Consider the following 13,003-nt stretch of genomic DNA (forward strand, 5'->3'; position numbering starts at 1 on the left):
GTGGTTTGGGCCTGAAATCGATCAACCAGTATTTGGGCTATGCCGGATGGACCTGGAATTTGCCGCTACGTTCGATACGCCTGGAATATATCCCAGCTGCTGCTCCAGGGCGACCAGGGCCTGCCGGGCTACCTCCAATGTCGTCGTGGCCTTGCTCAAGGCGTCCCACGCTTCGTTCGATCGCGAGACTGCCGCCAGGCCAGCTTGAAACAGATTGTCTTCGACTGATGGTGCGCCGTCTTCGAGGATTGCGCGTTCAAGATCGGGCAGCATCCCCGTCAGCGCTCGCTGTGCTGAAGCTTCCGCTTCTTGTTGGCTCTCAACACTGGCGAGGGCTTTGCGATATTGCCCCAGCGCCTCGATGGTTTTCTTTTCAAGATCGGTTTGGTCGCTCAATGGCTTTCTCTCCCGATGGAATGTTCGAGCCACTAGATGTCACTTTTAAACAAACGAAGGTTTAACGCCGAACAAGCAGCGGCGATGCGTTGAAGAGATCAATTCTTGATCCAATTATCTGTCTGGCCCCTTGAGCCCGGCTAGCGGGATTGTGAAGTCACCATCAACAGGCTGCTCGATGTCCTGGACGACGAGAAGGTCGTCGAAGCCGTGTGGGAAGTGGACCCGGCGGCGAAGCCCAAAGGCAAGAGAATTGCTGTCCGTCTCAGGAAGATGGCAAGGAATCGGCGAACCGCAGAAATCCGCCATTCTCCGATCCGGGCTTTTTGGGCTTGTGGCAAGTCTGTGGCAAGCGCTTGAGCGCCGCTCAGCACCACACAACGCGGCCATTGCGAAACCAAAAATGCGAGCCGCATTCCTTCTTCCTCCACACCGAAGGATGGAGAGTGGCGGTCCCATCGTCATGGTGCGTGACACGCCAGCAAGGGCGTTCGTCGGGGAGAAGATTCATATGTAAAATGGATCGGCAGCCGCAGGGACAAATCATTGCTGCCTGCTCCTCGAAACCGTCTTCCTGGACGACGTAGAGCGTCCGACGCTTCAACTGCTTTGGAAGCGTATCTTCGACAATCAGGGTCGCATAAGGCGGTACGACCCAATTGTAGATACGCCGGTATGCACCCCGCAGAAATCGACTGAACCTGTTCACGCCTTTCGCCTTTCAGCGAGTTCCAAGAGTTCCAGGAGCGGGCTGGTATCGCCAAAGCCCACCTTCGCTCCCAAGATGCCGCAGATTCCGTCTTCGGGGTCGTAGATGAGCTCCATGCTCGCAAGGCTAAACGTGACGGCGGCGTATGCGCCGTTCGGCTCCTCGCGGTAGGGATGCAGACGCGCGAGCATTTCATTTACGGCGAGCGCTGAGGCGAACATGTTGACGCTGATGACGGCAGGCCGGTGCCCCGCGACGCCCCTGATATAGCCATCCTCGACCTGCCGATCGTGAGCAGTGGGATCGTTGCGGCGAAGACCGGCGGCGGCAACATCGCCCATCGTGAACAGGCCACGGCTGACAAGACTCGACCGGCCAGGGCGCAGATAGTTTACGGTGCCGCAAACCTCACGGATGTGAGCCACGCCGTCGAAATCCTTGGTCGCGTCCAGGCGTACGCCGATATCGAAGTAGGGAATCGAATAGTAGGACGCGATAGCGTTGAGAAGATACCGCCCGTCCACCGTGTCCATGCAGCCGAAGATGATATCGCATTGAGCGACTTCGCGGATGACCTCCGGGTCCCACAAGTTCTTCTTTATAGGAATGAACCGGGTGCCGAGGCCTGTGCGCTCAACGGCGCCGGCTAGGACGTCAACCTTCGCGCGCTCTTTCTTCACGTCATCCATGGTGGAGTTCAGGATGCGGTTGACGTTGCGCTCCTCCATGTGATCGTCATCGACGCCGACAATCAGGGCCGCACCGAGCCTCATAAGCTGTTCAATGGTTGGGCTGCCCGTCCCCGACGCTCCGATGACTGCGAATGACAGCCGACGCAAGCGCTCGATCGTACCTTTGTCGAATGCCTGCGCATGCGAGGCGACGAAGTTCGGCAGTTCGATGCTGCCCGCGTCTGCGTACCAAAAGTGCAGATCGTCTCCCGCGACACTGATGCAATAGATCGGATCGAAGCCGCCGGTCGCGTTCAAGACGCGCCCGAACATCTGGCCGTCCGGCAACATCACGGCACTGCCGTGCGGCACATCCGCCTCGACCCATCCCCGGATCATCGGCAGCAGCCGTTCGTTGCCCTTGTCATCCGTTAGCGAGAACGCGGCGTAACCGCCGGGATGGCTGTGAACCTTGACGACCGACAGCCCTTCGGCGGCAGCGCGGTCTAGCATGGGAGCAATATAGTCCGGCGGCCAGGTGACCCGCATCGGGGTCCGTTCCGAACAATCCTCGTATGGGATGCCATGAATCTCGCGCACGACGAGCCGATGGCTGCGGTCGCCCGCGCGGCTGCCGCACAGAAGGATTGCGACGGCTTCGTTACCGTCGCCCGGAAAAAGGAAACTCTTCAGGTGCTCGTGCTGATCGCCTGAGAAGGCCAGAGTGACGGGAGCGGTCATTTCTCGAACTCCCGGTCGAGCCAGTCTTCGATCAGGATGACATGCGTCCCGATGTGATCGCGCCCGATCTTCCACGGGTTGGCGCCGGTGCGGTGGCGGGACCAGCGCTGGTAGGTTTTTCCGTCGAGTGGCTGCGGCGCCTCGGTCGCCCCGATCGGCTTTCCGTCCGCGCGCGCAAGCGCCGGAAAGAAATACACCATGTTAAGTTCGGTGTTCGGGTAGCCGGTCTCGATCCGGATGGCCGCCGTCACCGTCGCGTGGTTGTAGCCACGCGGCGCCGGGAAGTCGTGGATGAGCACCCACTGGGAGCCATCCACGATCGTTTCCCACGGCAGGCCGTATTCGTCGAGAAAATCCCGGTCGATAGGCAGCAGGTCAAACTGACGACGGAGGGTCATCGCTCAGCCCTCCGTCTGGTCACGCGGCAGCGCCTTGAACTTCTCCACACCCGGGCGGCGGAGGTCGACGTGCTCGTCGAGCCCAACCTTCTGCGGTTTCTCGCCCGCAAGTTTGACGCGGAGCGTGTAGTTCTCGGCGGGAAGCAGACCCGCGAGGGTCAGGATGGCGCGACCGGTCGGGTTCGGCTCGTGCACCACGAACGGGTCGCCGTTCACGAGGATGCGGTAGCCCTTTGAAAGCGGCGGGCGCTTGCCCAGCTTGGCGTATTCTTCGAGATCGATGATCTCGTCGAGCACCTCTTCCACGCCGGAATCGGCGCTCCTGTCTTCCAGGTTGTCCGTCATGTTATGTTCTCCATATTGGACGTATCCAGGCACCGCGCCCTTCCACGGTTTCAATATGGCATAGCGCGCTAAGAATATCAAGCACTTACTTTGCGCGCTTGACGCTTGGCGTTGAACGAGCTAGAATCATAACGGAAACAACAACTTGCAGGAGAACGCCATCATGCTGGCCCCAACCGATGAAAGGAACACATCGAAAAGGACACTCGGTCAGTATCTCGCATCGATTCGCGTTGACCGGAACATGAGCCTGCGCGACGTCGAGGAAGCGACGAACAAGCAGGTCTCAAACGCGTATTTGTCCCAGATCGAAAACAACAAAATCAAAAAGCCGTCGCCGAATATTCTGCACGCGCTGGCAGAACTCTACGCTATCAGCTTCGAGAATCTGATGGATATGGCCGGATACATCTCCGGCACGAAACGCGCCGACACCGAACGGCACGGACGTATCGCAACATTCGCCGAGCACAACCTGTCCGCCGAGGAAGAGACCGAAATGCTTCAGTACCTCCAATTTATGCGCATGAGGAAAAAGCCGGGTGACAAAACCTGACGACAGCAGTCTCGATGCCGAAGATCTTCGCGCGGTCGAGGAGCGAGCAAGGCAGCTCCTCGACCGCGCAGGCGCATGGGACAGATTCCCCGTGCCCCTTGAAGATATTCTCGCTGCCGCAAATGTGCGCGTCGCGCAAACCAGCCTGTTCGATCCCGTCGCCGTCATGGAATACCTTGCGGGCAAGGCAATCGAAACAGCAACCGTCGTTAAATCCGCCCTTGGTAAGTTGTTCGGCCTCTACGACTCCGCTGACACGCTCATCCACATTGATGACAGCGCCATCAAGTCGAAATCCAAGAAGACCCTTCTGACGCTTCACGAAACCGCGCATCACGACCTTCCCGTGCATAAGCGCATGTTCCGGTTCTTCCAGGACAGCGAACAACATCTCGATCCTGAAATCTCGGACCAGTTCGAACGCGAGGCAAATAATTTTGCCCGTTTCGCACTGTTCAAGGGCGACACCTACGCGCAATACGCTGCCGATTGTAAGTTCGACATCAAGACACCGATCACTCTAGCGAAAAAATTCGGTGCATCCAATTATGCCTCGGCGCGGGAATTCGCCCGTACCCACCATCGCGCCTGCGTCGTGTATATCCTCGAACCTATCGAGCTCGTTCAGGGGCACGGCGCGCGGGCTGCCGTTCGCCGCATCGAACCCTCGCCTTCCTTCATCAATCAGTTCGGTAAACCTGCTGACACCGTCATCACGCCTGACCATTGTCTTGGCCGTATCCTGCCGATTGGCAGGAAGATGACGCGTCCCACGACGCTTTCTCTGACAGATCGCAATGGCGATCCCCACGAGTGCGTGGCGGAAGCGTTCGACACCACGCACAACGTCATTATCCTGCTTTATCCCGTGAAAGCACTCGGAAAGCCGACAATTATTCTTCCGCCTGGATTCAAGAAGGTCGTTTGAAGTGCGGCGATGATCCGACATTGAATGCCGCGGCATGAAGCAAGTCTGTACTCGGGTGAATTCATGTCCATCTTAGGCTCGTCTACGGCCAGCACTACGGATGAGCTTGGAGAGCTGGCAATTCGGGAAAAAGCTCCAGAAGTTGCTCGATCGTCTTGACGATAGCCTCATGCGAAAGCTTTAGCTCGTCGCGATTTTCCAGGTAAAGGCCGAGCGCGGCTTCAACTGGGAGGGAAGGGGGTTATCCTCTTTTCCCAGCCGAGTGGGTTGAAGTCCATTAGGCCACGGCTTCCCCTGGCCCTTCAAGTAAGGGCGCCTCGAGGCTTGCGATTTCGGGCATGGCCTTGCCGGCGATCGCCTGCAGATCCCCCACCATCCCCACCGTGGACTCAACGACGGCGATAATCTGCGTCTCTCGCTTGGCCCATTGCCGCCCCATGAACTTGCGCTCCTTATCGAGGTCCTCGCGCATATCGTTGAATTTCTCGACGACGGCATCAACCCGTTGGCGGAATCGGGTGCCTGTCAGGTATTCGTAAACCTGCTCCATCTTGGTTTGCTGTCCCTGCTGGACCGTGCGAGCGCTTGAAAGCTCAATCAGGGACTGACGCAGCGCGACCGCCACAGGCAGCGCGCAACGCGGGTGTACGACCCATACGCCGTCGACCAGGTCAAAATGCTCGATATGCTTTGGCAGTGCGTGCGAGATGATAAGGGCGACGTCTGCGCCGCAGCGCCGCTGATCTTCACGAAGCTTTGCCAGCCAGCCATCACTCCAGGCTTTGGTACGTTTTGACTCCCAAAGGATCATGCCGGCAGGCTGACCTATGGAGCCGTTGACCTGCTGAACGACGTCGGCGCCCAGTTCGCCCTTGGCAACGGGTTCGATGGCGTCCATCGGAAACTTGCCGCGCAAGACCTCCTCGAGCTCCAACTCAAAAACCTCGCCCTGGGATTGCTGCGAGCCTTGCTCGGCCTTGCGCCTGAGCTCTTCGATGGTACGCGACATGGACTCAATGGTCTGGTCCTTCTCGGCGACCTTCAGACGCGCGGCTTCATCCGATTCCTGCTTGGCTTTGGAGCGGATGTCGTCAACCGAGGCCTGGACACGTTTTTCGATCGTGAGTTCCATTCCGCGCTTTTCGTCGGCAAGCGCGCGCTCCTTGCGTATCAACTCGGCTTGGGCCTGCTGCGCCTCAGCCAGCTTGGCATTGTTGGCTTCTAGGTTCTTGCGCAGCTCGGCGGCCTCAGCCTCCTTGGCCTGCAGATCGCCCGCGACCGCTTCGCGGGCTTTCTTGGCCTCGGCCGCCACCAGCTGGCTGCGCTCGGCCGTCAGCCGCTGCGCGACCTGGTCTTCAATCTGTTCCCGCGCCCGGGTGACCGCGTCCTGCTCCTTGCGCAGGGCTTCGGTCCTTCTGGCTACCTCGGCGTCCTTGGCGGCCAGTTGCTCGTTAAAGCGCTGTCGCGTTTCCTCGAGGAGCGGCGCGGCCAGCGATTCCGTAAGTTTGATTTCGTGGTTGCAGTTCGGGCAATGCAGGGTGGGCTCCTGCGAAGCGCCGGCGCCGGTTGCTTTAAGACTCATAAATTCCCCTCATTGGTGCGGCCAGATTCAACATCATCTGCGGGCGATTGCGATGTCGCGGCGCTGGATGTCCACATACGGCTCGCCCAACATCGACTTGACCACCGGTTTTCCACCGAAACCGCATGGTTCGAGGTGTCGGACGTAAGCCTGGCTGCAGAAGACCTAGCTAGGAATCTATTCTAGATGAGAACAAAACAGGATCAAGGTATTTACTGAAGTGCCTGCGGAAGCGGCAAAAAAAGCGGCAAAGTAGGATGACGCGTCAGGGCCTAATGCCCTATCTTTGCTTAACAAATAACCGGCAATGAAAGCGGCAAAAATGACCACGATCGCAGCGATGGAGCCGCTCCTTCCCGACGATAATAAGGAACTCGAGGACCTGGCGACTGACTTGGTGGCGAAGGCCAGCGGCCTAGCGACCCGCTTGCATCCAGTCCTGCGCGCGTCCGTGGGCGACCTGGTGCGCTCGATGAACTGTTACTACTCCAACCTCATCGAGGGGCACAACACATTGCCGGTCGATATCGACCGCGCCATGAACAACGAACTCGCAACAGAGCCGGAACGCCGCAACCTCCAGCTCGAGGCGCGCGCGCATATTGAAGTGCAGCGGATGATCGACCGCGGGGAGGGGCCCAGCCCGGTCATGTCCGAAGCGTTCATCACCTGGACGCATCGCCACTTCTGCGAACGCCTGCCGGCCGAGATGCTGGTGGTCGAAAACCCAGGGTCCGGCCGCAAGATCACCATGGCGCCGGGCGTGCTTCGTTCTGAGCGCGTCCGCGTCGGCCGCCATATAGCCCCTGACCCGGCCGACCTGCCGGCGTTCATCAAGCGGTTCGCCGAAGGCTACACGTCGTCCAACCTTTCGAGGCTGCGTAAAATCATCGGCGTCGCCGCATCCCATCATCGCCTGGCTTGGATCCACCCCTTCCTGGACGGGAACGGTCGCGTGACGCGGCTGTTCTCGCACGCACTGCTGCGCGAACTGGATGTGGGATCCGAACTCTGGTCGGTTTCGCGTGGCCTGGCGCGCAGCGTCGCTAACTACAAGACCATGCTGCAGGCCGCGGACGAGCCGCGACACGGCGACCTCGACGGCCGTGGCAATCTCACTTTGGCAGGCCTTACGGAATTCTGCCGCTACTTCCTCTCGACCTGTATCGACCAAATCGACTTCATGGAAGGCCTGCTGGAGCCTTCCGAGCTGCTGCGACGCATGGAGATCTGGGCAAGGGAAGAGACCGCTGCAAAACGGCTGCCGAAAGGCTCATGGCCTATCTTGCGCATGGCGGTTCTCGATGGCACGTTCGCCCGCGGCGACGCCGCTGATATTACCGGCTATGCCACCCGGCAGGCACGCACCGTGCTCAACGAACTCATCAACCAAGGTTACCTTATCTCGGAGACCACCCGCAGCCCCGTGCGGCTGGGATTCCCGGCCAGCGTGGTCGATCGCTGGTTTCCGCGGCTTTATGGGGGAGGGCAGTGAGGTTGCGCTGCTTCCGCGCGGGGCGGTCACTTATAATCGCCTGCCATTTCGCGGCGGAAAGGCACCGCCCGCCGGAGCAATGAAGATGCCGGGCCAACTCGCTCGGCAACCGACTCGATTGTGATTGTGCTTTCCTTAGGACGGCCCAGCCGACCATGTGTTGAGACCAAACCTATGATTTAGGGTAGCTCTTACTAAATCGAGCTCTTGCTTCACTGTTCAACCTGGAGGAGAATTCTAGAAAGAGCGGGGGGAATAGTGACTTTCGAGGTGGGGCTGCATCCGGGCACGACCTGGCACAAGTGTGATTTTCAGTGCCATACGCCACGTGATCGGGGGTGGTCTGGCTCCCCGGATCTGCCAGGCGGTACCGAAGAAGCGGAAAAAGCCCGCAATGAATGGGCAGAGCGTTTTGTGGCTGCGGCTGATGCAGCCAAGCTTGGTGCCGTATCAATCTCAGATCATCATGACATTTGCCTGTCACGCCATGTAATGGACGCCGCTGCTCGACTAGGGTCGAGCTTGTGCGTGTTTCCCGCGATAGAGGTCACGTGTTCGGATAACGCTCAGTGCATCGCCATTTTCGATCCTTCCGCCAGTGTCGAGACCCAGAAGCTTGCCTTGGCTGCAGCGGGCAATATCCTAATGGCGCCGGAAGCAGAGGCAAAGACCTGCCAGATATTACCAGCCAGAGAGACCGTTGCGGGCTTCGTGGGGAAGGTCCAAAGCGAGCAACACCTGAAAGACGTTTGTATCGTGCTCCCTCACTTCAGTACTGAGGACTCGCACAAGAGTTTAAATGAGCCGGGCCATCATCCGCGGTTTGCAAACCTTCCGGTCGACGGAGTCTATATCGAGCACGCCTACAGCGGCCTTGACCCGGTCACCCTAGAGAAAATCCAGGGCAAGATAAGTGATTGGGGTAAGAGGCGTCGCGCCATCGTCGCGACCGGTGACAACCGTTCAGCCGACTGGAGCAGATTGGGCGCCCATGATTGCTGGATGAAGCTGGGTGAGCACTCGATTGAGGCATTTCGTCAGGCATTGTTGGCTGATGAAGCCCGAATTGCCTTTCAATCTCCCATCTTCCCCACAGAACATCTCGTGGAGCTCCGGGTAAAGAGTAGCCTCACAGGCCCTGCGCCCGTCGCGGTGGTCTTCAACAATGGCTTTAACGCATTTATTGGTGTGTCATTCGGCCTGCAATATTGACCCCCTAAGCCGGGGGATCGGCGTCCAAAATTGACCCCCTACAGGTTGGTCTGTTGCGCTGCCTGCTTTGTCATGAAGCAGGTGGTCGGGGATGCTGATCGTGGAGACAATTGCCCGGATACGGCGCGAGCACTTCATCAAGGGCAAGACGATCAAGGAGATCGCCCGTGACCTGAAGGTGTCACGGAACACGGTCCGGAAGGTGCTGAGGTCGGGAGAGACCTCGTTCGAGTATGAGCGTGTTGTGCAGCCGCGGCCGAAGCTGGGACGGTGGGCGGCAGAACTCGAAGGCTTGTTGTCTGGCAACGCGGGCAAGTCGGCTCGCGAGCAGTTGACGTTGATCCGAATCTTCGAGGAGCTCCGCGGTCGCGGCTATGACGGCGGTTACGATGCCGTGCGGCGTTACGCCAGGCGATGGAGCAAGGAGCGCGGCCAATCGACGGCTGCAGCCTACGTCCCGCTGAGCTTTGCGCCGGGCGAAGCCTACCAGTTCGACTGGAGCCATGAAGTCGTCCTGCTCAATGGCGTGACGGTGATCGTAAAGGCCGCCCATGTCCGGCTCTGCCACAGTCGGATGCTGTTTGTGCGGTGCTACCCGCGCGAGACACAGGAGATGGTGTTCGACGCCCACGACCGGGCGTTCGCTCTGTTCAAGGGCACCTGCGTACGCGGCATCTACGACAACATGAAGACCGCAGTGGAGACGATCTTCGTTGGCAAGGGTCGTCTCTACAATCGCCGCTTCATGCAGATGTGCAGCCATTACCTGGTCGACCCGGTCGCCTGCACGCCCGCCTCGGGCTGGGAGAAGGGCCAGGTCGAGAACCAGGTTGGGCTTGTCCGGGAGCGCTTCTTCACGCCGCGGCTGCGGTTCAAGACCCTCGACGAGTTGAACGCGTGGCTGTTGGACAAGTGCATCGCCTACGCCAAGGCACACCGGCATCCGGAGATGACCGAGCAGACGGTCTGGGAGGTGTTCGAAGCCGAACGACCGAAGCTCGTTCCCTATGCCGGCCGGTTCGACGGATTCCACGCGGTGCCGGCATCGGTCTCGAAGACCTGCCTGGTGCGCTTCGACAACAACAAATACTCGGTCACGGCCAGCGCTGTCGGGCGGCCTGTCGAGGTTCACGCCTACGCCGACCGTATTGTGATCCGCCAGGACGGACGCATCGTTGCCGAGCATGCTCGCTCGTTTGGCCGGGGCGATACCGTCTACGATCCCTGGCATTACGTGCCGGTGCTGGCTCGCAAACCCGGCGCCTTGCGCAACGGCGCTCCCTTCAAGGACTGGGTACTGCCGGCTGCGATCGAACGTGTACGGCGCAAGCTCGCCAGTGCCGACGATGGCAATCGGCAGATGGTCGACATCCTCAACGCGGTTCTGACCGACGGCTTGCCAGCCGTCGAGGCGGCCTGCGCCGAGGCGATCGCCCAAGGCGTTCATTCCGCCGATGTCGTGCTCAACATCCTGGCCCGCCAGCGCGATCCTGCGCCGCCAGCCAACATCCTCACCCCGGCGGCGCTGACATTGCGCCATGCCCCGATCGCCGACTGTGCCCGTTACGACAACCTCAGGAGAACCATCTGATGGAACGTACTCAACTGTTCGACCTCATGGGCGAGCTCAAGCTCTACGGCATGAAGGCCGCCTTCGACGAGATTATGGCGACCGCCATCAAGCGCCAGCACGAACCCCAGCGCATTGTCGGCGACCTGCTCAACGCAGAGATCAACGAGAAGCAGGCCCGCTCGATCAAGTACCAGCTCACCATCGCCAAACTGCCGCTTGCCAAGGATCTCGGGGACTTCCAGTTCGAAGGCACACCCATCAACCAGACGCTGGTCAATGATCTCGCCGGCGGCGGCTTCATCGCACAGCAACGCAACGCCGTCCTGGTCGGCGGTACAGGCACCGGCAAGACTCATCTCGCCATCGCCATCGCTAGAAGCTGCATCCGATCCGGTGCCCGCGGTCGGTTCTACAACGTGGTCGACCTCGTCAATCGCCTTGAGATCGAGACCCGCAACGGACGGCAAGGTCGTATCGCCGAGCATTTGACCCGAATGGACTTCATCGTCCTCGACGAACTCGGCTACCTGCCGTTCGCTCAATCCGGCGGCCAGCTGCTGTTCCACCTCGTCAGCCGGCTCTACGAGCGCACTTCGATCGTCGTCACCACCAACCTATCCTTCGGGGAATGGCCTAGCGTATTTGGCGACGCCAAGATGACCACCGCGCTGCTCGACCGTCTCACTCACCACTGCGACATCGTCGAGAGTGGCAACGACAGTTGGCGCTTCAAAAGCCGCGACGACGATCACACAACCCGCGCTCGCCTCGTCTCCGCAACCCCGGCCAGCTCCGACGAGGCGAACGCTACCGTCAAGACTCGTCGCTCAAAGGGGTCAAAATTGGACGCCGATACGGGGTCAAATTTGAACGCCGATTGACACTCTGAAATCGTTGCTCATGATGCGGTGAAATCCGTGCTCACGATCCCGCGAAATACGCAGCAGTGACCAAATTGGACGGACTTATCGCGCAGCGACACGGAATCCTTAAATCAGCAGCGGATAAGGTTGCGGACAAATCGAGCAACCTCCTAAGGGCCCGCGTTCGCAAGGATCATCTGCCAGAGGAATATCTGTCTGGTCTACATAAGCTGTTCGAAGCGTCTTTTACGCAGCAGGTCGAGGAGGGCTGTGTTGATTGGGTGAAAGCCGCGTTGGCTGATGAGGATAGCGGTGGATGGGCCGCGCTGCGGAAGACGTTTCTCGAGCTGTACGAAGCCAAGATTATGGCCGGTTCTCCGCCAGAGGCGAGTGATGGCCTTCTCGCGGCTCTACAGTCCGTCATTTTCAAAGGTGCCCGGACGTTAACCGATCGTCAGCGCAAGAAGATCTATCTGAACCTGGACGATGCCGTTGTAGCCGGTATTGTTTCTGCTGTTCCCAAAGATGCGATCAACATGTCCTACATCGATGAGGGACGCGCAATCGACTTTAAGATGGCCTCACCTGGTCAACAGGCATCAGCTTTGTTGGAACTTCTGCTTAAGCAGTCTGCCGGCACCCTAATCATTGACCAGCCGGAGGATGATCTCGACAACCGCGTCATCATGCGGATTGTTGAATTGCTGCGGAAATCAAAATCCAACCGGCAGCTCATCTTCTCGACGCATAACTCAAACATTGTTGTCAACGGTGATGCGGACAAGGTGATAGCTTTGAAGTCGTCGGAGCCGTCTTCCAACCCTAACGTCAACGCGCCTCGGGTTAGGCTCGATTGCGACGGGGCGATTGAAACGCCGGCTATTCGGCCCGTCATCACTTCCATCATGGAGGGAGGTCGCGAGGCCTTCGACCTAAGAAGTAGAAAATATGGCTATGAGTTCAATTAGTTACCGATTCGCATATCCTTCATCATGGAAGGTCGCGTTCAAGTCTGGCGATGTCGCGGTGGGCGGGATGATTCACTGAAGCTGTGGAATTTTGCCGGACATAGCCGCGACGGGCTTTGCGCACGAGCCAAGTCTCGAGTGCCTCGGTGGCCTGCACCCGTCCAGCGAAAAGATCGAGGCGCCGCCGGCCGCGCTGGCCGAGACGCCCCCATTCGCGCACCAATGCAGTATCGCCAAAGAGTGTCGGCTCGATCGTGAGCACATAGAACCGCGCCATGTTACGAGCCGGATTGCGGCGTTCGAGTACGAGGTATTGCACCGTGAGTTCGGACATGCACCAGAATCGCAGCTGCCGAAACGGCCGTCCAATTAATTTATTGAATCGATCAGGGCCAATGATTCAGAATTTTCATGCTGGCTATCAGGTGTTCGAAGACATGCCGAAACCGCTCGAATCCATCTAGGAATATATTCCAAAGTATGCTGTTTCGGCTTTGGAGCTGGGTGAGTGAGTGTGAGTTTCCCGTTGATTTGACGATCTATTTCTCGCTCGCTGCGTCTCGGGC

At 59.0% G+C, this 13,003-nt stretch carries 12 protein-coding genes and 3 pseudogenes; 7 read left to right on the forward strand and 8 right to left on the reverse strand.

Annotation, left to right across the window (positions count from 1 at the left end; genetic code table 11):
* Nucleotides 1-21 precede the first annotated feature (21 nt).
* The 5 genes from M2427_RS40615 to M2427_RS40635 all read right to left on the reverse strand — a co-directional run bounded on the left by M2427_RS40615 (nt 22) and on the right by M2427_RS40635 (nt 3,260).
* Nucleotides 22-396: a hypothetical protein gene (locus M2427_RS40615; protein ID WP_280712341.1), complete on the reverse strand. Its 375-nt coding sequence runs from the start codon at nt 394-396 to the stop codon at nt 22-24.
* A gap of 367 nt (nt 397-763) precedes the next feature.
* Nucleotides 764-943 (reverse strand): DUF6527 family protein, encoded by a 180-nt coding sequence (locus tag M2427_RS42200; RefSeq protein ID WP_348521976.1) that lies wholly within the window; start codon nt 941-943, stop codon nt 764-766.
* 158 nt (nt 944-1,101) lie between these two features.
* Complete coding sequence (locus M2427_RS40625; RefSeq protein WP_280712343.1) at nt 1,102-2,517, reverse strand: ThiF family adenylyltransferase; 1,416 nt, start codon at nt 2,515-2,517, stop codon at nt 1,102-1,104.
* Nucleotides 2,514-2,915, reverse strand: a complete 402-nt coding sequence (locus M2427_RS40630; RefSeq protein ID WP_280712344.1) for an E2/UBC family protein — start codon at nt 2,913-2,915, stop codon at nt 2,514-2,516. Before M2427_RS40630 ends, M2427_RS40625 begins: the two co-directional genes overlap by 4 nt.
* Nucleotides 2,916-2,918: 3 nt before the next feature.
* On the reverse strand, nt 2,919-3,260 hold the full coding sequence (locus M2427_RS40635) for a multiubiquitin domain-containing protein (RefSeq protein WP_280712345.1): 342 nt from the start codon (nt 3,258-3,260) through the stop codon (nt 2,919-2,921).
* 145 nt (nt 3,261-3,405) lie between these two features.
* Between M2427_RS40635 and M2427_RS40640 the strand changes: the two genes are divergently transcribed.
* Complete coding sequence (locus M2427_RS40640) at nt 3,406-3,816, forward strand: helix-turn-helix transcriptional regulator (RefSeq protein WP_280712346.1); 411 nt, start codon at nt 3,406-3,408, stop codon at nt 3,814-3,816.
* On the forward strand, nt 3,803-4,744 hold the full coding sequence (locus M2427_RS40645; RefSeq protein WP_280712347.1) for a hypothetical protein: 942 nt from the start codon (nt 3,803-3,805) through the stop codon (nt 4,742-4,744). Before M2427_RS40640 ends, M2427_RS40645 begins: the two co-directional genes overlap by 14 nt.
* A 277-nt stretch (nt 4,745-5,021) precedes the next feature.
* Here M2427_RS40645 and M2427_RS40650 read toward each other — a convergent pair whose 3' ends face one another.
* Nucleotides 5,022-6,326 carry a DUF2130 domain-containing protein gene (locus M2427_RS40650; RefSeq protein WP_280712348.1) on the reverse strand — a complete coding sequence of 435 codons (1,305 nt, stop codon included), beginning with the start codon at nt 6,324-6,326 and terminating at the stop codon, nt 5,022-5,024.
* A gap of 322 nt (nt 6,327-6,648) precedes the next feature.
* On the opposite strand from M2427_RS40650, the gene M2427_RS40655 reads away from it, so the two are divergent.
* From M2427_RS40655 to M2427_RS40675, 5 genes and pseudogenes are all read left to right on the forward strand, one after another.
* Nucleotides 6,649-7,821: a Fic family protein gene (locus M2427_RS40655; RefSeq protein ID WP_280712349.1), complete on the forward strand. Its 1,173-nt coding sequence runs from the start codon at nt 6,649-6,651 to the stop codon at nt 7,819-7,821.
* 258 nt (nt 7,822-8,079) lie between these two features.
* A pseudogene (locus tag M2427_RS40660) lies at nt 8,080-9,009 on the forward strand (TrlF family ATPase); the annotation flags it as partial.
* A 115-nt stretch (nt 9,010-9,124) separates the two neighbouring features.
* Nucleotides 9,125-10,615, forward strand: a pseudogene (gene istA, locus M2427_RS40665) (IS21 family transposase); the annotation flags it as partial.
* Nucleotides 10,616-10,623: 8 nt separating this feature from the next.
* Complete coding sequence (gene istB / locus M2427_RS40670) at nt 10,624-11,487, forward strand: IS21-like element helper ATPase IstB (protein ID WP_348521975.1); 864 nt, start codon at nt 10,624-10,626, stop codon at nt 11,485-11,487.
* A 62-nt stretch (nt 11,488-11,549) separates the two neighbouring features.
* Nucleotides 11,550-12,437 (forward strand): annotated as a pseudogene (locus tag M2427_RS40675) (AAA family ATPase); the annotation flags it as partial.
* 22 nt (nt 12,438-12,459) lie between these two features.
* On the opposite strand, the gene M2427_RS40680 reads toward M2427_RS40675, so the two are convergent.
* Entirely contained in the window at nt 12,460-12,771 is a 312-nt protein-coding gene (locus tag M2427_RS40680; RefSeq protein ID WP_280712352.1) for a WGR domain-containing protein, read from the reverse strand.
* A gap of 35 nt (nt 12,772-12,806) precedes the next feature.
* The coding region (locus tag M2427_RS40685) for a hypothetical protein (RefSeq protein WP_280712353.1) at nt 12,807-13,003 on the reverse strand (197 nt) is incomplete at its 5' end.

This window comes from Bradyrhizobium sp. BR13661 (assembly GCF_029892425.1).
Lineage (GTDB): Bacteria > Pseudomonadota > Alphaproteobacteria > Rhizobiales > Xanthobacteraceae > Bradyrhizobium.